Raw genomic sequence first — 23,353 nt, forward strand, 5'->3', positions numbered from 1 at the left:
ACGTGCAGCGACGATCCTTCATCGGGCTGGCCCTTGCCGGCGGCGCGGCCGCCCTCCTTCCCCGTGCGATCGGCACCTGGCGGGAGGCCGGCGCCGTCGACCTGGTCGCGGGCCCGGACCACCTCAGCTTCGACGCGCGGGGCAACGCCTATCGCATCGATCCCGTTCGCAACCAGCTCTCGCGGCTCGACGGCGCCAACGATTGGGTCCGCGGAGGTACCGGCATCCGAGAAGGAGAGCTCAACGGTCCCACCGCCCTCGCCTTCGACGCACGCCAGCGGATCCACGTCGCCGACGCGGGCAACGGGCGGATCCAGGTCTTCGAGAAGGACGGCAGCGTCTCCCACGTCATCGGGCGGCCCGGCACCGGAGAGGGCGAGCTCGCTCTTCCCCGGGGTCTCGCCTTCGATGACGCCGGGCGTCTCTACGTCTGCGACACCCTGAACCATCGGATCCAGATCTTCGACGGGACCCGACCCGCCGGCACCATCGGCGCGTTCGGTTTGGGCCCCAGCGAACTCAATGGCCCGCGTTCGCTGGCGTTCGCACCGGACGGACTGCTGCACGTGGTCGACGCGGGCAACCGCCGGATCCAGGTCTTCGACACGGAAGGCCGCTGGATCGACGGCTACGACGGCGGGGAGGCTCGTCTCGCGATGCCGGGCTCGATCGCCTTCGGGCCGAACGGCCGCGCCTACGTGGGCGACGCAGCCCAGGGGACCGTGGCCGTCTTCTCCCGCGGAAGGCCAGTGGACCGCTTCGTCCCCACAGACGAGGCCGGACACGCCGTGTCACCGCTCCACCTCGCCTTCGATTCGCAGGGGCGGCTCCGGGTCGCGGGTCCAGCCGCCCCCAGCCTGTCCTGACCACCGGAGCCTCCATGGCCGAGCCTTTCCTCTCCGAGATCCGGATCACCTCCTTCGGCTTCGCTCCTCGAGGCTGGGCGATGTGCGACGGCCAGATCCTCCCCATCAACCAGAACCAGGGCCTGTTCAGCCTGCTCGGCACGACGTTCGGTGGCGACGGGCGGACGACTTTCGGTCTCCCGGACCTGCGAGGCCGGGTCCCGATTCACGCCGGCAACGGCCACGTGCTGGGTGAGCGCGGCGGTTCCACTGCGGTGACGATCCAGCCTGCGCAGATGCCCGTCCACAGCCATTCGGTGGCGGCCGCGAGCCGTCGGGGCACCGAGCCGGACCCCTCCGGAACCGTGCTCGCAGCGGCAGGCGGCGAGCAGTACGGACCTCCCTCGAACCTCGCGGCCCTCCACCTCGACTCCGTCGGGGACTTCGCGGGCGGGGGGCAAGCACACCTCAACCTGCAGCCCTACCAGGTCCTCTCGTTCATGATTGCCCTGCAGGGCATCTTCCCGTCTCCATCCTAGAGGCATCATGGCGATTCCATACGTAGGCGAGATCCGGATGTTCGCCGGGAACTTCGCGCCGGCTGGCTGGGAGTTCTGCAACGGCCAGGTCGTCCCCATCGACTTGTACGAAACGCTCTACAATCTGATTGGCACGACCTACGGCGGGGATGGGCAGGAGACGTTCGGCCTTCCCAACCTCTGCGGCCGACTGCCGGTCCACGCGGGCAACGGCTTCGTCCTGGGTGGCCAGGGCGGGAGCGAGATGGTCACGCTGGCGACCAGCCAGGTTCCGACCCATCGGCACCGGCTGATGGCGTCCCGGTCAGCGGGCGTGACCTCCGCTCCGACGGGCCAGGTGCTGGCGGCGGACGGCGCGCTGGTCTACGCCGAAGGCCGCGAACCCGTTCCCCTCGGCACAGGGTCCACTGGAGTCGCGGGAGGCAGCCAGCCGCACTCGAACCTCATGCCCTACACCTGCGTGAGCTTCATCATCTCGGCGTACGGAATCTTTCCGTCCCCGTTTTAAGCACGGAGAGGTCCGGGCTCCGAGGTCGCTGCAATGGCTGACCCATTCGTCGCAGAGATTCGCATCTTCCCTTTCAATTTCGCTCCGAGGTGGTGGGCCCTCTGTGACGGTCAGATCCTTCCGCTCGCCCAGAACACGGCCCTCTTCACCCTCCTCGGGACCAATTACGGCGGGAACGGCCTGACGAACTTCGCGCTCCCCGACCTGCAGGGTGCCGCACCGATGGGCTGGGGCCAGGGGCAAGGGCTCTCCTACCGCGACATTGGGGAATCGGGTGGGAGTGAGACCGTCGCGCTTGCCGCGTCACAGATTCCGGCGCATTCGCACTCGCTGACTGCCTCCTCCGCCGCCGGGGACGCGCGGAACCCCTCGACCGAGGCCAGCCTGGGCGCGGCGCCGCAGATGTACGCCGCCAATGCGCAAGGGGACACCGAGCTCTCCCCTGCGGCTCTCGACGGCGGCGGTTCCGGTGCGCCGCACGAGAACATGCAGCCCTACATGACCTTCCACTTCTGCATCGCCCTCGTCGGCGTTTATCCGCCGAGAGGGTAGGGATGCAGCTCCCGCCGTTTTCACTCCGGCCGGTCGGCCCCGGAGATGAGCCCTTCCTCCTCGCGGTCTATGCGAGCACGAGGGAGGAGGAGCTGCGACCTGTCCCGTGGTCCGACGCCGAGAAGGAAGCGTTCGTCCGCTTCCAGTTCGAGGCGCAGCACAAGCAGTACCGGGAGCATTGCGCGGACGCGCGCTTCGACGTCATCTGTGTCGGCGATCGGCCGGTGGGCCGCCTCTACGTGCACCGGAGCGCGGAGGAGATCCGGATCATCGACATCGCGCTGTTGACCGCGGAGCGTGGCCGGGGCATCGGAAGCGCGCTGCTGGAGCGGTTCCTCGCCGAGTCCCGCGAGACGGGTGTTCCCGTGCGCATCCACGTCGAGAAGCACAACCCGGCCATGAGGCTCTACACGCGTCTCGGTTTCGTCCCGATCGCCGATCGCGGTGTGTATCTCTTTCTCGAGTGGAAGGCGCGAAACGATGCTTGAGGGTCTCACTGCCGCCCAGTTCTCCTCCCGGATCGGCGAGAGCTTCGTGCTCCGTCTCGACGGAGGCGAGCCGCCCGAACTCGAGCTCGTCCTGAGCGAGGTCGCGGAAGGGCCCGTCGATCCGCGGCCCCCAGAGGCGCGGCGAGCGCCATTCTCGCTCCTCTTCCGCGGACCGGCGTCCCCTGCCCTCCCTCAGCGCATCTACAAGCTGCGGCACCGCGAGCTGGGCGAGCTCGAGATCTTCCTCGTCCCCATCCGGCGCGACGCGCAGGGCCTCGTCTACGAAGCGATCTTCGGATAGGGGTGCGCCATGTCGCGCTCTCCCGATTCCGACCACGACTTTCGACGCATGGACGAGCTGGTCCGGGCGGCGTGGAAGGAGCGCGGCCCGCACGTGCCCTTCACCGCCGGCGACCTGCAGTGGCGGATGAACCGGAACGACCTCGTCCGGATGGAACACATCCGGCTCTGGGAGGCACCCGACGGAACGCTGCTCGGATTCGCGTGGCGCTACGCGCGAGGCGAGATCGACGTGCTCTTTCATCCAGCCTCCCACGCCGAGCGTCTCGTCCCCGAGGTGATCGAATGGTCGGAGTCGCTCGAGGAGCCGAGGCCCACGATCTGGGCGCTGGAGGGAGATCGGCAGCTCGCTGAGGCCCTCGTCGACGCCGGCCTCGCGCCAACCGGCGGCTGCTATCTACATCTGGCCCGCCCGGTTCGGGAGCTGGAGCTGCGGCCGACGCTTCCGCCGGGCTTCTCGCTCCGAGGCGTCGACGCCGGAGAGCTGGCCGCGAGAGCGGCTGCCCACCGCGCGGCCTTCGGGAGCGAGCGGTTGCAGGCGTCGATCTACGAGCGCCTGGTCCGCGCGCCGCTGTACCGGCCGGAGCACGACGTGGTGGCGCTCACCCCCGAGGGCGAAATGGCTGCCTTCGCGTTGGGCTGGTTCGATCCGGCCACCGGCGTGGGTGAGCTGGAACCGGTGGGCACCGTGCCCGCCTGGCGCGGACTGGGCCTCGCCCGCGCAGCTTCGATGGACGCGCTGCGGAGGATGGCGGAGGCGGGGGCCAGGCTGGCGCTCGTCTACGCGCTCGCCACCGATCCGGTCTCCTCGCGCCTCTACCAATCGATCGGACTACAGATCGTCGATCGGAACCTCAGCTACGCGCGCCCCGCCTGAAACCCGATCCGGAAGCACGCGCCAGGCTGCTATCCGTCCACGGCGATCAGCGTCATCATGCCTGCGTCCTGGTGCTCCATGATGTGACAGTGGAGCATCCAGCTGCCGGGCTCGGTCGGCACGAGCCCGACGTCCACCGTCTCCCGAGGGCCGACGAGCACCGTGTCACGCCAGTGTTCCTCGTCGACAGGGCGCCCGTCCCTCGCGACGACCTTGAAGAACTGGCCGTGGAGGTGCATCGGGTGCAGCCGCGCGGACTCGTTCACGAAGCGCAGCTTCGTCCACTTGCCCCGCCGCAGCCGGTAGGGGGGCTCGTGCCATTCCGAGATCGGGCTCTGGTCGTCGTGGTGCATGGGATGGTCGTTGATCATCCACTGGACGCCAAACGGCCCGCCGAGCTTCGCGTTCAGCCGGAACGTGACGTCGGGCGCAATCGCCTCGGCGCCGCTCCACGTCGGCACGAAGCCCGGATTGGGTCTCCGAACAACGATCGGCGCCAGCGATGGGCCTACCCGGATCGTGGCGAGGTGGTTTTCCCTCCTGGTGAAACGGTCCATCACTCGAATTCGGTCGCCCTGGCGAGACGAAGCCACGAGGTCCAGATCGACGCGGTTTCCGGGCGCGAGCACGAGATCATCCGCCGGAAGGGGACGGGCCGTCGCGAGGCCGTCGAAGGCGATCACGCGCGCGTCGAAGGCGCCGAAATCCGGGCGGAACACCCGCCCGTTCGCCGCGTTGAGGATGCGCAGCCGTACCCTCTCCCCCTCGCCCAGGACGAGGTCTGGCGCGACGTCTCCGTTGACGGTGATCACGGTTCCCCACCGTCCGTCGTGGGCCAGGTCACCCCTCGTGACGAAGCGCGGGTCGATCTGGCCGGTCTCGTCGAGCCGCCAGTCGTCGAGGACCCAGAGGATCTCCCGTTCCGGCGGTGCTTCCGCCTCCTCGACGATCAGCATGCCGTAGAGGCCTCGCTCGAGCTGCTCGCTGCCCCGGATGTGCGGGTGGTACCAGAAGGTTCCCGGATCCCTCGCGACGAACTCGTAGACGAAGCTCCCACCCGGCGGAATGGGAGGTTGGGTCACGCCCGGTACGCCGTCCATTCCATTTGGAAGACGGATCCCGTGCCAGTGGATCGTGCTCGGCTGCGGCAGCCGGTTGAGGAAGCGAACCCGTAGCGTGTCGCCCACCATCACGCGGATCGTCGGTCCGGGGAGCTGCCCGTTGTAGGCCCAGACGTCGAGAGAACGGCCGTCCAGGAGCGCGAGGTTCGTCGGGGCCGCGACGAGGTCGAGCTCGCGGATCCGTCCGGTCGATGCAGGCTTCCGCTCGAGGAAGGGACTCGCCTCGGCGGCGAGCCGCTCGACGGCTCTTCCTTCGGAATCCTTGCATGCGGGCAGGATGGCGAGCGGGGCGAGGAGGAGAGCAAGGAATCGCATGGTCCAACTCCGTCTGTCGAAAGAACTCGGAAGAGCTACGAGATCGCCCGCCTGCCCGATCGACGCGTAGTGGCGCCATCCGTAGTCCGGTGTCTCGCCTCGATGTCAGCGAGGATCGGGCAATCGGGCCGGTCGTCGCCCGAGCAACATGCAGCGAGGGTTCGGAGCGTGCTGGCCATCCCCTCGAGCTCCAGGATCTTGCGCTCGAGGGCCTCGACGTGGCCGATGGCGAGCCGCTTTACGTCAGCGCTGCGCCGCGAGCGGTCCTGCCAGAGCGCGAGCAGCTCGGCGATGCCCTCGACCAGGAAGCCGAGGTCGCGGGCGCGGCGGATGAAGCGGAGCGTGTGTACGTCCTCGGCGGAGTAGATCCGGTAGCCGGACTCGGTGCGATCGGCAGGCTGTATCAGTCCGGTCTTCTCGTAGTAGCGGATCATCTTGGCCGAGACGCCGGACGCCTTGGCGGCTTCTCCGATGGTCATGCAGCCATCCACGAGGCGCTCAGTTCCTCGATCACCGGGCTGGAAATCACGCGCCCAGACGGGCGAGCGTGGTTCGTGTGGTTCATCGAAAGACTCCTTTCGACCGTTCGCGGCATCGTCTGGAGGCTGAGGCTTCCAACGATGGCAAGGTCAAGCCCCGGTAGAACGGCAGGTTGCCCCGGGGCCTTCCGTGCGATCGAAACGGCTCGCATCGAACCGGCACGATCGCCCCGAGAACGGAGCTCGACGTGCCCTTGCGGAAGGCCCGGCATGTCGTCGATCGTTCTGGCTTCGCGCGGACCCATGCCGCGGAAAGGCCGCCGGAACCGGCCGGAGCGACAATGATTGCGAACGAGAAGCGCCGCGAAAGACGAACCCTCTTTCTCATCGTCGGACTCTCGCTGTTGGTGGCCCTCGCAGCGATCGGAACCCGCGGCCTCTACGAGACGACCGAAGGGCGCTTCGCCGAGGTCGCCCGCGAGATGCTCGAGACCGGCAACGTCATCGAGCCCCAGCTCGCCTACCAGCCCCACTTCGACAAGCCCCCGCTCTCCTACTGGGCGATGGCGGGCGGGATGGCGCTCCTCGGCGTGAACGAGGCCGGAGCTCGGGCCGGGAACGGCCTCGCCTTCGCCCTCGCGGCGCTGGTGGTCGTGGGAATCGGGACGCGGCTCTGGGATCGACGCACCGGCCTCGTCGCGGGCCTCGTCTACGCGACCTCGGCCCTCCCGGCCATCGGCGGAGGCTCGCTCGCATCGGACGGCTTCGTCACGCTCTTCGAGCTCCTCACGATGCTCGCCTATGTCTCCGCCGTTCGAAGCGAAGACCGCAAGAGGGAGCGGCGCTACGTCGTCCTGACCTGGCTGGCGTTGGGCTTGGCATTCCTCGCGAAGGGGACCGCCGGGCTCCTGCCGCTGGCGCCCATCCTCGGCTACGACCTCGTCTCGCGCCGGCCGTTCCGCATGGTTTCTCCGGTGGGTATCGCGGCCTTCTTGCTGGTCGGCCTGGGATGGTACGCGCTCGTCTTTGCGAGGAACGACGGCGCGTTCGACTTCATGATCGATCAGCAGATCACCGGCCGTCTCTTCCGCGACCACTACAACCGCAATCCCCAGTGGTACAAGCCGTTCACGATGTATCTGCCGCTGGTGCTCTTCGGCTGCGGTCCGTGGATCTGGTTCGGCGCCCGCGCCGCTTGGGTCCGGCGCCACGCGCTGCGAGCCCGCTCCCTGCTCCAGGCATCTCCTGCGGCTCTCCTCGCCCTCTGGATCGTGCCTCCGCTTGTGGTCTTCTCGCTCGCGCGAAGCCGCCTGCCGCTCTACGTCCTCCCGCTCTGCGCGCCCATGGCCCTTTTGCTCGCTCGCGCCCTGGTCTCCCTATCCCGGGAGGGTGCGCTGCGCCGGGCCGCGACCGTCGCTGTCCCCACGGCCGCCCTGCTCTCCGCCGGCCTCCTCGCGTCGAGCTGGATCGAGCATCCCAACGACATGCGCGCCCTCGCCGGCTTCGTGCGAGCGGAGGCGCCGTCCGCGCGGGTCTACGCCTTCGACGAAGAGTACCTGCACGGCCTGCGCTTCTACCTGCGGGGCGCGCTGACCCGCCTCGCCGAGACCGACGAGCCCTGGACGGACCAGCCCATCGACGCGGCCCTCTCGGAGATCGCGACCGCGAGGGAGCCTGCCGCCATCGTGGTCTCGCCGCGGCACGCCGACGCGCTGCGGACGCGGCTCGAGGCCCGAGGCCTACACGCACGAGAGAGCGTCCGCCCGGGCTGGACTCTATTCGTGACGGAACCAGGCACAATCGCCGCTCAGTGACGCTCGCCTCACCCGAGCGCGTTCCTCGAGAGCCCTTCCGCTGTGCCTGAGGAGGCTCACGGAAGGGCTCCGGTCCAGGGTCGCAACGGCGTTTTTCGTGCGGAACCCGTCGCCCCACGCTAGCGTCTCGGCATGAGCAAGACGATCCTCATCGCAGGGTATGGGCCGGGCATCTCCTCCGCGCTGGCGGAGCGCTTCGGGCAGGCAGGCTTTCAGATCGCGCTGGTGGCGCGCACGGCGGAGCGGCTGGCGGCCGGCGTGAAGGCGCTCGAGAGCAAGGGCATCAACGCTCGCTCCTTCACCGCAGATGTCAGCGATCCCTCGCAGGCGCAGAAGGTCGTGACCCAGGTACGGGCCGCCATGGGGCCGATCGACGCGGTGGCGTGGACCGCCTATGGAAACGCGGCGGGAGACCTGCTCGCGGTCGATCCGGCGGAGGTCCGCTCGACCATGGAGATCGCGACGGGCAGCCTGCTCGCCGCCGTCCGCGAGGCGCTCCCCGATCTGCGCGATCGGAAGGGAGCCGTCCTCGTCACGAACGGGAGCTTCGGGCTCTTCGACGAGAAGGTCGACGCGATGGCCGTGCAGAGCGGCGCGATGGGCCTCGCTCTGGCCAACTCCGCCAAGCACAAACTCGTCGGCCTGCTCGCCAAGAAGCTCCGCGCCGACGGCGTCTTCGTCGGCGAGGTGATGGTGCTCGGGCTCGTGAAGGGCACCGCCTTCGATCGCGGCGGTCACGCGGCCATCGAGCCGGAGAAGATCGCCGCCAAGTTCTGGGAGCTGTACTCGATGCGGGCCTCGACCTTCACCCAGGTTGGCTGAGCCTTCCGGGACACCACGCGGTCACGCCGTCGGAGGTGCAGGTGAAATGGCTTCGAGCCTTGCTGCTGGTGGCGGCGGTAGGAGCAGGGATCGCCGTCTACCAGCGCGCGGGAGACGAGGGGAGCGACCCGCGGTGCAACGTCTCCAACTGCGCGGCCATGATGAGCTGCGGCATCCATTCGGTGCCGGAGCCGAACCTGGCGCTCTGCGAGGCGAAGGGGCTGGCGGCCGAGCCAGTCGACGAATCCGAGTACTGCGTGACGGCTTGCAACGCCGCGGGGCTGGGGGAGTTCTTCGAGTGCTTCGCCCGGCGCGCGGGCGAGTGCGTCGATTCGTACGACAAGGGCTTCCTGGTCGCGACGGAGTGCTCCAAGGCGCGACCGACGGACTGCCTGAAGGGCTGCGTCGAAGCGCGCATGGGATGCGAGGCCACCTGCCCCTCGACCTCGTGGGCCGATTGCAGAGACTGCGTCGCAGCTTGCGGTCTCCAGTACGGAGCCTGCTCGAATCGCTGCTGACTCGAGCGCTCCCGAGCCGGTAGCGGCCGAACGCGGGCCGCTCGTACGTGGGCTACGGCACAGGCAGCAATCGCACCTCGATGCGCCGGTTCCTGCTGCGCCCGGCCTTGGTCGTGTTGCGGGCGATGGGACGGAACTCCGCCAGGCCTGCGGCGACGAGGCGATCGCCCGGGAGCTTGACCTCGTCCTGCAGGAAGCGAACGACGTTGGTGGCGCGGGTCGCCGACAGCTCCCAATTGGTGGGGAATCGTTCGGCGAGCTTTCCCACGATCTTCTGCCGGTCCGTGTGGCCGGAGACCTGGATGATCTTGTCGGGCACCCGGGCGAGGGTCTCGGCCACCTTGCGCAGGACCGCCCTGCCCTTCTCGTTGAGCTCGGCCTCGCCGGAGTCGAAGACGATCTGGTCGATCAAGTCGACGACGAGCTCGCCGCCCTGCTGGGAGATGAGGACGCTGCCCTTCGCGACCTCGGCCTGCAGCCGCTCCTGCAGCTCGTCCTGCGCGCGGCGCATCGCGTCCAGGGCGTCCTCCTTCTGACGCGCGTCCTCCGCGAGCTTGCTCCGCTCGCCCTCGAGGGATTCGATCTTCGCCTGGAGCGACTCGATCTCCGCGCGCGACGAGTCGAGATCGTCGCGTGCCTCGGCGTGGGCGGCGCGTTCACTGCCGAGCTCCGAGCGCACCGAGTAGAATGCGGTAATACCTCCGGTGGCCACTACCAACGCGACGAGCCAGGCGATGCCTGCGCTCCCCCGCCGCTGCGCGCCCGCCTCCGGGCTCTTTGCTGCTTCCGACATGCGCGACTCCTTTTAAACGCTCTCAGATGCGGCCGTTGCGCTCCGCCAGAATGCCGATGACGATGAAGGCGGCGAGGATCGCCGGCACGAGGAAGGGCGTGCCGACCCACCGGAGCCCTGCCGTGACCACGGGAGCGATCGTGGCGATGATCAGGCCGAAGCCGAAACCCACGAGCCCGACGAAAAGGCCGACGCGCAGGATGAACGGCCAGCTCTTCGCGAACCGACGCACCGTCTCGCCGAGGTTGCGCGCGTAGAGGGAGAACGTGGTTCCCGCGATCAGCGTGCCAGCCTGGGCCAGATGCGCCTCGAGCCAACCCGATAAGCGCAGGTAGAGGGCTTCGATCGACGATGCGGCCTCGGGGAGGGAGCTCGGCAGATTGGCCAGGTGCGGGTCCAGCATCATTGGCCGGAACGGTTACACTATTTGCACCTTATCTGCCAAGACGGTGGTCTCCAACCCCTGAGAATTCGGATGAAATACCGGGCGATCGAGCGACGGTGGCCGGAATTGCCCTACCTGCGATCGGAGGAATCGTCGTCCGACTCCTCGTGATCGTGTCCCCCATGGTGGTGGTCGCCATCGTGATGATCGTCATCGTCATCGTCATCATCGTCGTCGTCGTCGCAGTCGCCGAACGAGCTGGGCGGCAGGTTTTCCGGGGCCAACTGGTCGCCGGATTCGCAATCGTGGTCGCAGGCGAGCTCCGACTCGTCGTCCTCGTCCACGCAAGCGATTCCGTCGTCGTCTGGATGCGGGTGGTCCTCGCCGCAGCCGTCGTCGCTCAAGCATTCGTGCCGATCGTCGGCGCCAAGGCCCTGGAGGAGCCTTCCGGTAGCGCCGTACTGGGCCAGCGATCCCAGGTGGAAGGGCGCGACCGCCGAACGGATTCGGAGCGCTCCCTCCACGCCCCCGCTCCGCGGGAAGACCACCCGAGCATTGCCCTCTGCGGTGACGGTGAACCGATACGTGTGTCGGGAGGGGAGACGAATCGTGAACTGGTCGCCCTGTGTGGCGGCGGAGATCCGGTTCCCCGTCTCGTCGATCGCGACGAGGCTCCCGAGCCCGTCGACGCGTCCCGTGAACACCTGCTCCGCGCCCGAAGTGGGCGTGCTGCTACAGCCGGCAGCGACGAGCAGGAGCGCTCCTACAGTGCCAGCCAGACTCGTGACTCTCATGTGGCCTCCGTCGGCGCCAGAAGGGATGCTCCTCCCGCCCGCCAGACCTAGACGCGGAATGATAGGTTTTGTCGGGAGGGAGAAGGGAAGCGCCCCCCGATCGGGCCACGAAAACGTCACCACTCCCACGCCCTCATGACGTCAGAAGAAGACGCCCGCCTGGAGCGTGAGCGTCTGGCTCGTGCCGGTCGGAGCGATGAGCGGGACCGAGTCGAGGTCTCCCGTCGGCGCCTCCTGGTGCGCGATGCCGTAGCGCAGCTGGAGGTGCAGGTGAGTGGGGTCGACGAGCCACGCAATGAGGCCCTCGATCCGGTTGAATTGGTCGTGTCCGAGATGACTGCTCGGATCGAGCCAGCTCCAGCGGGCGCCGAGCGCGACGGTTCGTCCGTAGACGATGTAGCCGAGTTGGGCCCAGGCACCGACGGACACGAAGGACTCGCTGCCATCGCCGGGACGGGTCCGCCGGACGTAGGCCTCCGAGAAGAACGAAAGGCGATCCCATTGGAGCCCGAAGTCGATGCCTCCCGCGAGCAACCTCGGCCGGTCGTCGGTCGGCATGGTGACGATGAGGCCGGTGACCGGATCGAGCTGCGAGGTCGTGACCTGCATCTTCGCCACGTAGCCCTGGAGCGAGAACGAATAGCGGAAGGGCACGTTCGGGTTGAGCGCGAAGGGCATCTCCGTGGGACCCACCGGGCCCAGCGGGCTGAAGGTCGTTCGGAACTCGTAGAGGTAGTTCCCGGGGAAGTTGAGGAACTGGCGGACGGGCGAGCCGATGTAGGCCCCCGCCCAGTACTCGAATCGTCCCTCGCCGACGTTCCCGTACACCAGCGCGCCCTTGTTGCGCCCCGTCGCGAAGTAGTCGGCCACGATGTCCCATTCGGGGAAGAGGAGCTGAGGGGGCGCGCGCCACTCCTGGCGCGAGAATGGCGTGAGCTGCTGGCCGACCTGGATGCCGATCGCCTCCACCGGCCTGGCGTCGACGACGTAGTCCAGCAGGTAGGGCGGGCTCGCGTTGAACTCTGCGACGGCGGAGTACCGAATCCACTTCCGGTACAGGCTTCCGGTCGCGTACGGCCGGACGACGAAGAACTGGGGCTGTGGCTGCGACTCGCCGTTCAGCCACGTCGGCTCGAAGCGGTATCCCGACTGAAGGCCGGGCCGAAAGCTGTACGCGCCATCGGGCGATCGGAGGATGAAGCCGCCCTCTACGGGATCCCATCCGGCCACGTCGTCGGACGAAGGCTCTGCCGCGGAGGACGCAGCGAGGAACGCCGTCGCGATCGCCACACAGCACGAGAGCCAGCCGCCGCGCCGCTTCGCCGTCGCCACCAGCGCTCCTCCGACACCCGATTCGCCTGGGGAGCGTGCGGGCGAGCCGGTGGAGGGTCAAGGCGACCGCAGCCACGAGCTTCGCTCGGTGCACAGTCGCCGACGATGCACCCGGCGTCCTGCGCATAGCTCTCGCGGATCAGGGGCGCCGCCGCGTGGAGGGGCATCACGCCGCTTCGCGCACGCGATCGCGCCCGTCCTCCTTGGCCCGGTAAAGCGCCTCGTCGGCGCGCTCGAGCAGCTGCTTCAGGTCGACGAGGTCGGGCCCCTTGGCCCATGCGACGCCGACGCTCACGGTGAGGGGGAGGGAGCGATCCCCGAGCGGGATCGGGCTCCGCGCGATCGCCCCGCGGAGCTTCTCGGCCATCCGCAGCGCTCTCTCGCGCGAAGCACCCGGGAGCACGAAACAGAACTCCTCGCCGCCCCATCGGGCGACGACGTCGCCAGGGCTCGCGGACGCCGCCGCGATGGACGCGAACTGTCGCAAGGCGGCGTCGCCGGCGGCGTGGCCGTGGGTGTCGTTGAGCCCCTTGAACCGATCGAGATCGGCGAGGAGCACGGCGCACGGGCGGCCCTTTCGCCGGCAGAGCTCGATGACTCCGCCGCCGTCCTCCCGCAGCGCTCGACGGTTGAGGAGGCCGGTGAGGCCGTCGGACCGCGCGGCGTCGCGGAGCCTCGTGAGGATCCGGTGGCTCGCCAAGCCCACCACGACGAACACCCACGCGATCCCGAAGAAGATCGCTCCGAGGGGCTCCGCCGTCTGCTGCCATACCGGCGGTCCAGCCTCGCCTGCCGGCGGGAGGAGCGCCTTCACCAGCAGGAGGACGCCGAGGAGAGCGAAGAGCGAACCCGCGACGCGCGAGCCGATCCCCACCCGTCCCGGTGGATTTCGAAGAAACGTCCACGCGATCGCACCGGACCAACACGCCCCTGCGACGCAGACGGCGCGCACCGCGCTCTCCGGCACCTGCAGCACCGCGGCCGCCAGCTCCACGACGACGAGCCCCGCCCACATGGGCCACAGGGGGCGCGGCCGCGCAAAGTAGTCGCGCGCCCCCACCCACGAGAGCCCGAATCCCAGGTAGCCGAGGCCGCTGCCGACGAGAGTCGAGATCTCGCCGGGCACGCCCACCGCGAGCCCGCCCACGGCTGCGCTCGCCATGCCGAGCGCCCAATGTCGGAGCCCCGGCTGCCCGCGCAGCAACCTGCCGATGAGCACGAGCACGAGCGAGAGCTCCAGCCCGACGATGAGCGCGAGAAGGTAGAGCGTGTCGGCGTCGAGGGTCATGATCCTGTCGCCTCGATGACGCGATCGCGGCCGCCGTCCTTCGCCCGGTAGAGGGCGGCGTCCGCGCGAGCGACGAGCGCTCCCAGCTCCATCCCCTCCCCCTCGTTCCAGGCGACGCCGATGCTGACGGTCAGCTCGATGCTGGCGCGCTCGAAGGAGACGGGGCTCCGCGCGACCAGGGCACGGAGACGCTCAGCGGCCGCAAGCGCCTCGTCGCCGGTCGCCCCCGGCATCACCGCCACGAACTCCTCACCGCCCCACCGGCCGAAGAGATCGGAGCGGCGCAGCTCGGGCTCGAGAATGGCGGCGAAGTGCCTGAGCGCCGCATCGCCAGCGAGATGGCCGTGGGTGTCGTTGATGCGCTTGAAGCGATCGAGGTCGAAGAGGAGGACCGCGCAAGGGAGCCGAGTCGCCACGCAGACCTCGACGCCGCGGGCGCCTTCGTCCTCCACCGACCGCCGGTTGCGCACGCCCGTGAGCACGTCGATGCGGCCGGCCCGCTCGAGGTCTGCCATGAGGCGGTGGCCCAGGAGCGCCGCGAGAGCCAGCACGAAGGCGATGCTGGACACGATGACCTCGAGGCCCGCGACCTCGCGCGGCCAGCCTGGCAGCAGGAGATCGGTGCTTCGTTGGCCGCTCTGCGGGAAGAACAATCGGGCGACGAGGAAGGCGCCATGCAGGAGATAGGCGCCGCCGGCGAAGCGAACGCTCGCGCGCAGGTGGCGGGGGCCGTGGCGAAAGAAGGTCCACGCCGTCGCGAGGGACCACGCGGAGGCCGCTGCGGAGTAGACGATCACCCTTGCCCGCAGGCTCGGCGAGACCTCGGAGAACCAACCGATCGCGAGGGCGAAAGGGACGACCCCGAGCCAGAACGGCCTCGTCGAGTAGGGCCGGTCGCAGAAAGCCCTGGCCCCTGCCCAGCCGAAGGCCGCCCCGAGGAGCAGCAGGCCGTTGCTCACCACGGCGAGAGTCGTCTCCGGAAGGATGGCCTGGAACATCCAGATCACCCCGCCGGTGAAGATGACCGCGGCGCTCGCGCTCCACTGGCGGAGCCCCGGCTGCCTCCCGAGCAACAAGCCGGCGAGCAGGAAGCCCGCGGTCAGCTCGAGCCCCACGAACAGCGACATGAAGGCGAGGGTCGGGACGTCGAAGCCCATTTCCTTCCCGGAAAGCCGGCCGACCGGGACCGGACCCAGGACCTACCGGAACCGACGACCTACCAGACGAATGGGCGCGCCGGTCGGAAAAACGCCTACATGTCGGCCCGGCGCGCCGGTGGCGTCCGTCGCCAGGATGCACCAGCCGCCGGTGGGAAGCGAGCGCACCTCCGGGCCTCTGCGACGCACCCGCTCGTCGACGCCGAGGATCAGCGCGCGGCCCCCGCGCCCAGCGCCTCGAGGATCGCGTAGAGCCCGAACTTGGGCAGGCGCATGAAGCCCGACCACGCGGCGGCGGCGAGGGTGCCGTCGTTGAGCCACTCGACCAGCCACTCCGCGGCGAAGCGGGGATCTCCAGCCTTGAGCCCGGCGCCGGCCTCGATGGCCCAGCGGCGGTTGTAGCGCTCGTGGGCGCCGACCGGCGACGAGAAGACGAGCGGAAGACCGAGGGCGGCGAAGAAGGTGAGCTCCGAGGGTTTGGTCCAGAGCACGTCGGTCTCGGCCAGGAGCGCGTGGAAGCGGTCGAAGTAGCTGTTGAGATCGTCGGCGAGGACGATCTCGAGGCCCTTTCCGACGAAGGCCTCCAGCCCTGCCTTGGCGATGGACGAGGAAAAGGACTCGGCTACTTCGCGGCGGATTCCGGCGACGAGCGCGACGCGCAGGCGCCCCGCCTCGAGAAGCGGGCGCAGGCGAGGAAGGAAGAGCGCGGCGAGGCCCGCCTGTGCGCCGGCGCCGCCGACGGCGAAGGTGAGGAGCGGCGGTCGGCTCGCGTCGTCCTCGGGGAGGGCGCCGAGGAAGTGCGCGAGCTCGTCGCGGAAGGTGCGGCGAAAGCTTCCCTCCGGGTCGAGGCGGACGATGCGGGCGCCGACGTTGCGGCGCACTGCGGCGAGGGAGGTGCCGCCCACGAGCTCGTCCGGGAGCGGAAAGCCGGTGAGCCGGATCCGATCCTCCGGAACCCCGTAGGCGGCGAGGCGGCGCGCGGTGCGCTGCGTGGGGACGAGGTAGCGGATGCGCGTCCGCCGCCCGTCGTGGGGCGCCCAGATCCGGTTCACGTCGGTGTCGGTGACCACACACCACACGTCGTCCAGGCCGGCCCGATCGGCGATCAGCGCGGGTGCGTAGAAGGTGGTCACGAGGGGCGCGCCGGTTCGCTTGAGCTCGGCGACGAGCCCTCGCCCGAGCCCGTCGTCGATCATCCGATCGAGGTAGCGCGTTCCCGCGTGCGGAGCGGAGAGATCGCGGTAGGGATGCAGGTGCGGGATGAAGGTGACGGTGTCGAGCATCGAGCGAAGGGGCCCGCCCAGAGGGCCTCGCACCTGCGAGAGCCTCGAGGCGAGCTCGTAGAACATCCGGGTTCGCCGCCAGAGCTTCGCCTCGTCGGCGCCTGCCAGTGGCGCGCGATCGACCTCGACGATCTTCGTACCGAGCGCCCTTGCGAGAGGAAGCGCGGCGCGCATGTGGCCGTAGCCCATGTCGAGGGCTGCTACGAGCGGAGTGGCTCCCATGTCAGGCGACCTCGGGCTCGGCCTGCGCGTCGCCGAAATCGACCTCGCCCTCCGACGATGCGAGCCGCGTTCCTTCGAGGACCACGAGCCGGTTTCCTCGCCACTCGACCGTGTCCCGAACGAGGCCGACGAGCCACGCCCAGGCGACGATCACGTCCTTGAGCGGGATGGCAGCGAGGCCCAGCAGCCGGAAGCCGTCGCGAAGGAGCAGGCCGCAGGTCGCGTCGATCATGATCTTGGTTGCGCAGATGCCGGCGAAGACGAGGAGCGACGTCGTGTTGGGCGCGGCCGCCAGACCCAGGAGGGCGAGGACGATGGGGTTGAGGAGAAGCTGCGCGAGATAGGCGGGCAGCCCCACCATCTTGCGCTGCAGGACGCTCCAGCGGTGGTATCGCGAGACGAAGTGCGAGAGAGGCCGGCGCTCGCTCACGTTCTCGATCGGGGCGCCGAGGCTGACGCTCTTGCGCAGCTTGCGGCCCACCGCCAGCCCGAGGACATAGTCTTCCGCGAGGACGTCCTTCACCGAGGCGAAGCCGCCGAGACGGGCGACGTCGATGCGCCGCATGGCCATCGACTTGCCGACCACGATGTCCCTGCCCGCGAGGAGCTTGGCCGAGATCGTCCCCGGCGCGCAGTGGGTGACGAGGTGGAGGTTGTCGAGGAGCGAGCCCAGGCGCTGCTCGCCGACCCCGGCGATCGGGTGGGTGACCAGACCGACGGTGGGATCCTCGAGGTTGGCGGCGATCTCGTCCAGGTAGCCGGGACGAACGCGCACGTTCGAGTCGCTGACGACCACGATCCCGAAGCGGGCCTCCCGCTCCAGTGTGATGAGCTGGTTCACCTTCGGGTTCAGGCCGGGCTCGCCCCTCTGCACGATCACGCGCACCCGCTCGGGATGGCGGCTCGCACACGCGAGCGCCAGCGGATACGCCGGGTCGCTCGGGCTCCGAACGCCCAGGAGGAGCTCGTAGCTCGGATAGTCGAGCGTGGCGAAGTGCTCGAGGTTGTTCTCGAGATCGTCGTCGACGCCGCAGAGCGGCTTGAGGATCGAGATGGGCCTGGCCGAGGTCATCCTCTTCGGCGGCCGGCGCAGGTGGAGTCGGAGCGTGACGAGCTGCAGCGCGAGGATCGTGAGACCTGTCGCAGCAGCAGCGAAGAGCGTGAGCGAGATGGCGTCGAACATCGGAGTCCTCCAGTCACGTTTGAGGCGACGGGAGGTTCCGCGAGCGAAGTGACGGGACGATGGCGGACTGGTGGCTGGCGCGAAAACGATTTCGCCATCAACCCGACGTCACAGAAACGAAACACGGAGAGAACATGAGCGTCACCTCCCTGCGCTATCCGGGGGCGCATCGACGGAGGTGGACATGCGGCTGGCCGTGATCTCGGATCTGCACCTGGGGCGTCGTGACGTAGTCGATTCGTTCGGGCACGAGGATGACTCGTTCGTCCGGTTCCTGCGCTTCCTCGAGGGGTCGTTCGAGCGAATCGTCTTGTTGGGAGACATCTTCGAGACGCTGACGGCTCGCGTTCCGCAGCAGCAGCGGGCCGAGCTTCGGGCGGCACGCGAGGCGCATCCAGAGATCGTCCGGCGGTTCGAGCGATCCCAATACCTCTACGTCCACGGAAACCACGACCTCGTCGCCGGCCCGACCCTGGGGGCGCCGGAGGAGCTCGCGATCGAGGCCGACGGGGTTCGTCTCCTCTTCACCCACGGCCACCGCCACGACTGGATCATCCGGCACGTCCGCCAGCTCAGCGAGTGGGGCGTCTGGGCGGGCGGCTGGATCCGCCGCTTCGGCCTCCACGGCTTCTTTCGAGCCTGCGACCTGCTCGACCAGCGCCTCCGCGGCGCGTCCGTCGACGCGGCCCACTGCACCTTCCAGCGCTGGGCGATGCACCTCGGCCACGAGAGGAAGGCCGACGTCGTGGTCACCGGTCACACGCACCTGGGCAGCCTGGCGCACCACGGCCCCAGGCTCTTCCTCAACAGCGGCACCTGCTCGGAGGGGAAGTTCTCCTTCCTCGCCATCGACACCAAGCGCGGTGACTACGCGCTCCACGATTCGTGGTGAGCCGGCCCCCGCCGGTCGACCGCGAGCAGCGCGTAGCCGATCCCGATCCAGACGAGCTCTCGTAGCCGCTTCGCCAGGACGAAGGCGGCGGCCACGCTGGCCCCAGGCCCTCCAGTTCCCAGGAGCGCCAGGTATCCGGCGTCCTGGAAGCCGATCCCGGCAGGGGCGAAGAAGGCGAAGGCCCGCACCGCCGAAATCGTGGCCTCAAGGGCCAAGGTCTCGACGAAGCCGAGCTCGGCCCCGAACAGCCGGAGGAGGAGCCACGACTCGAGCGCCTCGCACATCCACATGATCACGAAGGCCGGCAGCGAGGCGGCACCACTGCGCAGCTCGAGCATGCGTCGGAGGCCTGCGTCGGCACGGTCGAACGATCGCTTCGCCGACTCGAGCCGGCTGCGAAGCGCGGCGAAGGGGATGCGGCCTGCGAGACCCGAGAGCCGGGAGACCAAGGTGCCGCTGCCGAACGCGAAGCGCATCGCGACGGCGACCGCGCCGATCCCTACACCCGACCCGAGCACGAGCCAGGGCAGCCCGGCCGCACCGGTCAACCGCTGCGACTGCGTCGCGAGCCACCCCCAGCCCAAGGCGACCGCGAGCCCGATATAGGCGCCGTGGCCGGCGACGATCAGGCACTTGCGCGCCGCCATCCCGCCGGCCCCCTCCTCGAGGGGAACGCCGAACCGCGAGCGGAGGAGGAATGGCTTCACGGACTCGGCGATCAAGGCCCCGCCCGGCAGGCTGATCGCCAACGCCTCCGCAGACGCCCGTGTGCCGGCGAGGCCGATCGGATGGATCCGGCAGCCGACACGGCGGAGGAGCCGCGAAAACCCCCACCCGTCCGCGGCGAGCGAGAGGCCATATGGCAGGAGCCCGAGCAGCAGGAGCGGTCCCGCACGGACCACCGCATGCGCCGCCTCGGCGGCGTCCACGTCCCGCAGACTCCACCCAAGGCAGAGGAGGCCCACGGCGACTCCGGCTGCCCGCCCGGCGGTGCGCTTGGTCATGCTCCGAACTTGCACGTCCACCGTTACGAGCCGCGCGCGGGAAGGTGACGAGTCCGCGAGAGCAACGTGTCCGGTTCGAGGCTCAGCGTGCGGCCGGGCGCTCCGACGACGCCTATCTTGGAGAGGTGGTCGCGTATCGGCTCGGCTATGTGGCGATCAACCTGACGCTCGGCATCGGCGCGAGCCATCGCTGCCTTCTGAAGAACGCGAAGCCGGAGCGCCTCGAGTCGCTGATCGCGAAGAACCTGGAGGAGCTCGAGCGGATCCTGCGCTTCAACGAGGAGAACGGGATCGAGGTGTTCCGCATCGGCTCGTCGCTGGTGCCGTTCGCGTCGCATCCGATCAACCGGCTCCGCTGGTGGAAGACCTTTGCCAGGGACTTCGACCGCGTCGGGTCGATCGCGCGGCGCTCAGGACAGCGCCTCTCGATGCATCCCTCGCCGGCGGCGGCGTCGCTCTCGTCGGCAAGGCCGGAGGTCCGCCGCGCGGCTGTGGCCGAGCTGCGCTACTCGGCCCGGGTGCTGGATCTCCTCGGTCAATCGGACGACGGACGGGTGGTGGTGCACGTCGGAGGCGCCGCTCCGTCGCGAAAGGTGGCCCTCGCGGCGGCGCGACGTTTCCTGGATCGGCTGCCGGACGAAGCGAGGCGGCGGATCGCGATCGAGAACGATTGCCGGATCTGGTCGGGCCGGGAGGTCGCGGCCCTCGCGACGGAGAGCGGCCTGCCCTTCGTCGCGGATCTCCTCCACGACCGCGTGCGCCCCTCGGATCCGCCGCTCGGTCCCCGCGACCTGATGCGGCTCGCGTCACGGACGTGGCGGGCGCTGGGTCTTCGGCCGAAGCACCATCTCGCGTCGCAGCGCTCCGGCAGCCGCACGGGTGCGCACGCGGATTACATCGATCCCGCCGACTTCGAGAGCGCCGTGGAAGCGCTGGAGGAGCCGGCGGACTTCATGCTCGAAGCGAAGAAAAAGGATCTGGCTCTCTTCGCCCTTCGGTCGCCGCCGCGCTGAACCTCCGACAACGGACTTGTCCACAACCCGCGCCGAAATCCGGCCAGGTGGACATCGCGTTACCGAATAGGTTGCGCCCCGTTTGAACCTCGAACGGGGAGATTTGCGGATGACGATGAAGTTTTGGTGCCTTTTCACGCCACGAAGCGGAGCCCTGCTGCTCACGCTCGCGCTGGCCCTGGCTGGTGCAGGTTGCGGGAGCAAGAAGAGTGGCGGCGTAGCCGGCACCGGTGGCGAAGCGGGTAGCAGCACCGGTGGCTCGGGTGGCGATGGTGGCACCGGAGGCGAAGGCGGTTCCGGTGGCGCGGGCGGCGAAGGCGGGACCGGCGAAGGTGGCTCGGGCGGAACCGTGGCCCCGATCGAGCGCGTGGAAGTGAGCCCCGACGCCGTTTCGGTCATCGAGCACCGGTCGTTCACCCTCACCGCCAAGGCATACGACGCGAACGACGAGGAGCGCACCGGCATCGAAGTGATCTGGTCCTCCAGTGACGAGTCGATCGCCACCGTCGAGGCCGATGGCGTCGTAACGGGGATTCAGCCGGGTGAGGTGGAGATCACCGCGTCCGTCGGCGATCGCGTCGGCGTAGCCCACATCGCCGTGACGGAGGGGACGATCGCCTCGATCGTGTTCGCGGCCGACTCCAACGAGGTGGTGGTCGACGGCACCGCGACGATCATCGCCGTCGCCCTGGACGAGGACGGGCTCGTGCTCCTCGGCCGCTCCTTCTCCTGGTCCAGCTCGAACGAGGACATCGCCCCCGTCGACGGCGCTGGCGTGGTGGCCGGCGTCGAGCCGGGCGTCTCCAGGATCACCGCCGCCATCGGCGACGTCTCAGCCACGCTCGACGTCTCCGTGGTGCACCGCTTCGTCTCGATCTCGGCGGGCGACACGCACACCTGCGCGCTAAACGCGGCGGGAGCCGCCTGGTGCTGGGGCGCGAACTGGAGCGGGCAGCTCGGGAATGGCGACACCGCGGATGAGGAGTCGCACCCCATTCCGGTCCGCGTGGGCCCGGGTCTCGGGCTCCGGTTCACCTCCCTGTCTGCCGGCGAGTCGTTCACCTGCGGGCTCACCGCAGATGGGGACGTTTGGTGCTGGGGAGACAACGGCGATTACCAGCTCGGCTTCGACGATATCTCGGGGGCGGCCACCCCGGTGTTGGTGCCGGGCTCCCACTACGCCGCGATCTCGACCATGTACTACGGCATCTGCGGCCTGGACTTCACGGGTCGGGCGCACTGCTGGGGATACAGCTCGAACGACTACGAGCTGGGCGACGCCGACGTGACCGATTCCACTGCCACGCCGGTGGCGGTCTCCGGTCCGTTCGAAGGCGAGGAACCGCTGGATTTCGTCGTCCTCCGCAACGGCGAGTACCACTCGTGCGGGCTCACCCCCGCAAATCGTCTCTTCTGCTGGGGGTACAACTCGAGCGGTCAGCTCGGGGACGGTTCCAGGGAGAGCCGGGCGAGGCCGGTCGAGCCCCTGCCCGGCGAGACGGTCGTCGCCTTCGGTCTGGGAAACGCCCACACCTGCGCCGTCACCGCGGACGAGAAGACCTGGTGCTGGGGCGCGAACAGGGCCGGCCAGAGCGGGACAGCCTCCGGTCAGAACATCCTCGCGCCGACCCTCCTCTTCGATGGCTCCGAGTTCGTCCCGGCGGCCTTCGCAATGGGCGATAGCCACTCCTGCGCAGTCGACGCGGTTGGCGCGGTCTGGTGTTGGGGCGTGACCTACGGAGAAATCTTCGGCCGTGAGGAAGGGGATGTTCCGGCCGAGCCCGGGCCCATCGACGGCGGCCTGAGCTTCACCTCCATCTCGGCCCGTGGCGAGCACACTTGTGGCATCGCGACGGACGGCAAGGCCTATTGCTGGGGCTCGAACCGAAGCGGTGCGCTCGGTGTCGATGTGTCCATCTGGACCTCCGCGCTGCCGCTCCCGGTGTACGGGCAGTCTCCCGTGATCTGTCTGCCGGATTGCACCGGGGCCTGTGGCGGCTCGGCCGAGGTCGATTGCGAAGGGGTCTGCGGCGGCTCCGCGATGGTCGACTGCGATGGCGTCTGCGGCGGCTCGGCCGTGGAGGATTGCGAAGGGACCTGCGGCGGCTCGGCCACGGAGGATTGCGAAGGGGCCTGCGGCGGCTCGACCACGGAGGATTGCGAAGGAGTCTGCGGCGGCTCCGCGGTGGAGGATTGCGAAGGAACCTGTGGCGGCTCGGCCGAGCTCGACTGCGCCGAGGTCTGCGGAGGCTCGGCCACCGTGGACGCCTGCGGCATCTGCGTGCCGGACGGCGAGGACGACCCCTGCATCTCGACCGGGATCGTCGCCTCCAAGAACGTCGAGGTCAGCACGAGCTGGCCCGCCCTCGAGATTGCGACGCTGAGCGTTCGCCGAGAGGACGGTCCGAACCCGTCGCACGTCTATCTCGGCTTCGACCTGGGCGGGTTGCCGGCGGACGCCACGGTGCGTGGCGTCGAGCTCCGTCTCCATGCGGTCGGTGGATTCGCGTTCGGTGGCGACGGAAACACCTACACCCACTTCGTCCCCGACAACACCTGGACCGCCGGGTTCGATTGGCAGTCCGCACCCGCGTTCGACCCCACGCCGGCTGGAAAGTGGTGGCTCTGGTTCGCCGGTCCAGGCTCCGCGATGGCGACCATTGACGGCCCCGAGCTGATGGATTTCGTCCAGGCCCAGCTCGAGGGAGACGGCTTCGTCTCGTTCATGCTCCGCTCGCCCGGGTACGACACCTATTACGACTCGCGCTTCGCGGCCAATCCCGAGGATCGGCCGACGCTCGTCGTGACCTACACGCTGCCGGAGTAATC

At 69.1% G+C, this 23,353-nt stretch carries 24 protein-coding genes; 13 read left to right on the forward strand and 11 right to left on the reverse strand.

Annotated elements, in window-relative coordinates; genetic code table 11:
- Positions 1-2 precede the first annotated feature (2 nt).
- The 7 genes from AKJ08_RS11565 to AKJ08_RS11595 are packed head-to-tail and all read left to right on the forward strand — an operon-like array spanning position 3 to position 4,109.
- Complete coding sequence (locus tag AKJ08_RS11565) at positions 3-866, forward strand: NHL repeat-containing protein (protein WP_050726205.1); 864 nt, start codon at positions 3-5, stop codon at positions 864-866.
- 14 nt (positions 867-880) lie between these two features.
- Positions 881-1,384 carry a phage tail protein gene (locus tag AKJ08_RS11570; RefSeq protein ID WP_050726206.1) on the forward strand — a complete coding sequence of 168 codons (504 nt, stop codon included), beginning with the start codon at positions 881-883 and terminating at the stop codon, positions 1,382-1,384.
- A gap of 7 nt (positions 1,385-1,391) precedes the next feature.
- Complete coding sequence (locus AKJ08_RS11575; RefSeq protein WP_050726207.1) at positions 1,392-1,892, forward strand: phage tail protein; 501 nt, start codon at positions 1,392-1,394, stop codon at positions 1,890-1,892.
- A 33-nt stretch (positions 1,893-1,925) separates the two neighbouring features.
- Positions 1,926-2,444, forward strand: coding sequence for a phage tail protein (locus AKJ08_RS11580; protein ID WP_050726208.1), 519 nt, complete (start codon positions 1,926-1,928; stop codon positions 2,442-2,444).
- A gap of 2 nt (positions 2,445-2,446) precedes the next feature.
- Positions 2,447-2,932, forward strand: a complete 486-nt coding sequence (locus AKJ08_RS11585) for a GNAT family N-acetyltransferase (RefSeq protein ID WP_050726209.1) — start codon at positions 2,447-2,449, stop codon at positions 2,930-2,932.
- Entirely contained in the window at positions 2,925-3,233 is a 309-nt protein-coding gene (locus AKJ08_RS11590) for a DUF6916 family protein (RefSeq protein ID WP_050726210.1), read from the forward strand. Before AKJ08_RS11585 ends, AKJ08_RS11590 begins: the two co-directional genes overlap by 8 nt.
- Before the next feature lie 9 nt (positions 3,234-3,242).
- Positions 3,243-4,109: a GNAT family N-acetyltransferase gene (locus AKJ08_RS11595; RefSeq protein ID WP_050726211.1), complete on the forward strand. Its 867-nt coding sequence runs from the start codon at positions 3,243-3,245 to the stop codon at positions 4,107-4,109.
- A gap of 29 nt (positions 4,110-4,138) precedes the next feature.
- On the opposite strand, the gene AKJ08_RS11600 is transcribed toward AKJ08_RS11595, so the two are convergent.
- Positions 4,139-5,545 (reverse strand): multicopper oxidase family protein, encoded by a 1,407-nt coding sequence (locus tag AKJ08_RS11600; protein ID WP_050726212.1) that lies wholly within the window; start codon positions 5,543-5,545, stop codon positions 4,139-4,141.
- 35 nt (positions 5,546-5,580) lie between these two features.
- Positions 5,581-6,024 carry a Cu(I)-responsive transcriptional regulator gene (gene cueR / locus AKJ08_RS11605; protein WP_050726213.1) on the reverse strand — a complete coding sequence of 148 codons (444 nt, stop codon included), beginning with the start codon at positions 6,022-6,024 and terminating at the stop codon, positions 5,581-5,583.
- A gap of 341 nt (positions 6,025-6,365) precedes the next feature.
- Between cueR and AKJ08_RS11610 the strand changes: the two genes are divergently transcribed.
- From AKJ08_RS11610 to AKJ08_RS11620, 3 genes are all read left to right on the forward strand, one after another.
- Entirely contained in the window at positions 6,366-7,838 is a 1,473-nt protein-coding gene (locus AKJ08_RS11610) for an ArnT family glycosyltransferase (RefSeq protein WP_050726214.1), read from the forward strand.
- Between the two features lie 132 nt (positions 7,839-7,970).
- Positions 7,971-8,660 carry an SDR family NAD(P)-dependent oxidoreductase gene (locus AKJ08_RS11615; protein WP_050726215.1) on the forward strand — a complete coding sequence of 230 codons (690 nt, stop codon included), beginning with the start codon at positions 7,971-7,973 and terminating at the stop codon, positions 8,658-8,660.
- 41 nt (positions 8,661-8,701) lie between these two features.
- A complete protein-coding gene (locus AKJ08_RS11620) occupies positions 8,702-9,178 on the forward strand; it encodes a hypothetical protein (protein ID WP_157370628.1) in 477 nt (158 codons plus the stop codon).
- Positions 9,179-9,230: 52 nt separating this feature from the next.
- On the opposite strand, the gene AKJ08_RS11625 is transcribed toward AKJ08_RS11620, so the two are convergent.
- From AKJ08_RS11625 to AKJ08_RS11660, 8 genes are all read right to left on the reverse strand, one after another.
- Complete coding sequence (locus AKJ08_RS11625; RefSeq protein ID WP_050726217.1) at positions 9,231-9,971, reverse strand: OmpA/MotB family protein; 741 nt, start codon at positions 9,969-9,971, stop codon at positions 9,231-9,233.
- Between the two features lie 22 nt (positions 9,972-9,993).
- Positions 9,994-10,377 (reverse strand): DUF3392 family protein, encoded by a 384-nt coding sequence (locus tag AKJ08_RS11630; RefSeq protein WP_050726218.1) that lies wholly within the window; start codon positions 10,375-10,377, stop codon positions 9,994-9,996.
- Between the two features lie 110 nt (positions 10,378-10,487).
- Entirely contained in the window at positions 10,488-11,150 is a 663-nt protein-coding gene (locus AKJ08_RS11635; protein WP_157370629.1) for a hypothetical protein, read from the reverse strand.
- A 141-nt stretch (positions 11,151-11,291) separates the two neighbouring features.
- Positions 11,292-12,482, reverse strand: a complete 1,191-nt coding sequence (locus AKJ08_RS11640; protein ID WP_050726220.1) for a porin family protein — start codon at positions 12,480-12,482, stop codon at positions 11,292-11,294.
- 166 nt (positions 12,483-12,648) lie between these two features.
- Positions 12,649-13,770, reverse strand: a complete 1,122-nt coding sequence (locus AKJ08_RS11645; protein ID WP_050726221.1) for a GGDEF domain-containing protein — start codon at positions 13,768-13,770, stop codon at positions 12,649-12,651.
- Positions 13,767-14,927 (reverse strand): GGDEF domain-containing protein, encoded by a 1,161-nt coding sequence (locus tag AKJ08_RS11650; protein WP_050726222.1) that lies wholly within the window; start codon positions 14,925-14,927, stop codon positions 13,767-13,769. The genes AKJ08_RS11645 and AKJ08_RS11650 overlap by 4 nt, the downstream gene beginning before the upstream one ends.
- A 209-nt stretch (positions 14,928-15,136) precedes the next feature.
- The gene (locus AKJ08_RS11655) at positions 15,137-16,432 is read right to left on the reverse strand and encodes a glycosyltransferase family protein (RefSeq protein WP_050726223.1); all 1,296 of its coding nucleotides are present in this window, start codon (positions 16,430-16,432) and stop codon (positions 15,137-15,139) included.
- 1 nt (position 16,433) lies between these two features.
- Positions 16,434-17,615: a ceramide glucosyltransferase gene (locus AKJ08_RS11660; protein WP_050726224.1), complete on the reverse strand. Its 1,182-nt coding sequence runs from the start codon at positions 17,613-17,615 to the stop codon at positions 16,434-16,436.
- Positions 17,616-17,799: 184 nt separating this feature from the next.
- Here AKJ08_RS11660 and AKJ08_RS11665 point away from each other — a divergent pair, with 184 nt between their 5' ends.
- Positions 17,800-18,507, forward strand: a complete 708-nt coding sequence (locus tag AKJ08_RS11665; protein WP_050726225.1) for a metallophosphoesterase family protein — start codon at positions 17,800-17,802, stop codon at positions 18,505-18,507.
- Here AKJ08_RS11665 and AKJ08_RS11670 read toward each other — a convergent pair.
- Positions 18,483-19,511 carry a lysylphosphatidylglycerol synthase domain-containing protein gene (locus AKJ08_RS11670; protein WP_082343092.1) on the reverse strand — a complete coding sequence of 343 codons (1,029 nt, stop codon included), beginning with the start codon at positions 19,509-19,511 and terminating at the stop codon, positions 18,483-18,485. The two genes, AKJ08_RS11665 and AKJ08_RS11670, sit on opposite strands and share 25 nt — an antisense overlap.
- Before the next feature lie 125 nt (positions 19,512-19,636).
- Between AKJ08_RS11670 and uvsE the strand changes: the two genes are divergently transcribed.
- Positions 19,637-20,524 carry a UV DNA damage repair endonuclease UvsE gene (uvsE, locus tag AKJ08_RS11675; protein ID WP_050726227.1) on the forward strand — a complete coding sequence of 296 codons (888 nt, stop codon included), beginning with the start codon at positions 19,637-19,639 and terminating at the stop codon, positions 20,522-20,524.
- A 115-nt stretch (positions 20,525-20,639) separates the two neighbouring features.
- Positions 20,640-23,351: an Ig-like domain-containing protein gene (locus AKJ08_RS11680; protein ID WP_205624717.1), complete on the forward strand. Its 2,712-nt coding sequence runs from the start codon at positions 20,640-20,642 to the stop codon at positions 23,349-23,351.
- Positions 23,352-23,353 lie beyond the last annotated feature (2 nt).

Source organism: Vulgatibacter incomptus (assembly GCF_001263175.1).
Classification (GTDB): Bacteria; Myxococcota; Myxococcia; order Myxococcales; family Vulgatibacteraceae; genus Vulgatibacter; species Vulgatibacter incomptus.

Coding starts and splice junctions, on each gene's coding strand:
- AKJ08_RS11570 (WP_050726206.1), top strand. CDS start 881: ATGGCCGAGCCTTTCCTCTCCGAGATCCGGATCACCTCCTTCGGCTTC.
- AKJ08_RS11575 (WP_050726207.1), top strand. CDS start 1,392: ATGGCGATTCCATACGTAGGCGAGATCCGGATGTTCGCCGGGAACTTC.
- AKJ08_RS11580 (WP_050726208.1), top strand. CDS start 1,926: ATGGCTGACCCATTCGTCGCAGAGATTCGCATCTTCCCTTTCAATTTC.
- AKJ08_RS11585 (WP_050726209.1), top strand. CDS start 2,447: ATGCAGCTCCCGCCGTTTTCACTCCGGCCGGTCGGCCCCGGAGATGAG.
- AKJ08_RS11590 (WP_050726210.1), top strand. CDS start 2,925: ATGCTTGAGGGTCTCACTGCCGCCCAGTTCTCCTCCCGGATCGGCGAG.
- AKJ08_RS11595 (WP_050726211.1), top strand. CDS start 3,243: ATGTCGCGCTCTCCCGATTCCGACCACGACTTTCGACGCATGGACGAG.
- AKJ08_RS11600 (WP_050726212.1), bottom strand. CDS start 5,545: ATGCGATTCCTTGCTCTCCTCCTCGCCCCGCTCGCCATCCTGCCCGCA.
- cueR (WP_050726213.1), bottom strand. CDS start 6,024: ATGACCATCGGAGAAGCCGCCAAGGCGTCCGGCGTCTCGGCCAAGATG.
- AKJ08_RS11610 (WP_050726214.1), top strand. CDS start 6,366: ATGATTGCGAACGAGAAGCGCCGCGAAAGACGAACCCTCTTTCTCATC.
- AKJ08_RS11615 (WP_050726215.1), top strand. CDS start 7,971: ATGAGCAAGACGATCCTCATCGCAGGGTATGGGCCGGGCATCTCCTCC.
- AKJ08_RS11625 (WP_050726217.1), bottom strand. CDS start 9,971: ATGTCGGAAGCAGCAAAGAGCCCGGAGGCGGGCGCGCAGCGGCGGGGG.
- AKJ08_RS11630 (WP_050726218.1), bottom strand. CDS start 10,377: ATGATGCTGGACCCGCACCTGGCCAATCTGCCGAGCTCCCTCCCCGAG.
- AKJ08_RS11635 (WP_157370629.1), bottom strand. CDS start 11,150: ATGAGAGTCACGAGTCTGGCTGGCACTGTAGGAGCGCTCCTGCTCGTC.
- AKJ08_RS11645 (WP_050726221.1), bottom strand. CDS start 13,770: ATGACCCTCGACGCCGACACGCTCTACCTTCTCGCGCTCATCGTCGGG.
- AKJ08_RS11650 (WP_050726222.1), bottom strand. CDS start 14,927: ATGGGCTTCGACGTCCCGACCCTCGCCTTCATGTCGCTGTTCGTGGGG.
- AKJ08_RS11655 (WP_050726223.1), bottom strand. CDS start 16,432: ATGGGAGCCACTCCGCTCGTAGCAGCCCTCGACATGGGCTACGGCCAC.
- AKJ08_RS11660 (WP_050726224.1), bottom strand. CDS start 17,615: ATGTTCGACGCCATCTCGCTCACGCTCTTCGCTGCTGCTGCGACAGGT.
- AKJ08_RS11665 (WP_050726225.1), top strand. CDS start 17,800: ATGCGGCTGGCCGTGATCTCGGATCTGCACCTGGGGCGTCGTGACGTA.
- AKJ08_RS11670 (WP_082343092.1), bottom strand. CDS start 19,511: ATGACCAAGCGCACCGCCGGGCGGGCAGCCGGAGTCGCCGTGGGCCTC.
- AKJ08_RS11680 (WP_205624717.1), top strand. CDS start 20,640: ATGAAGTTTTGGTGCCTTTTCACGCCACGAAGCGGAGCCCTGCTGCTC.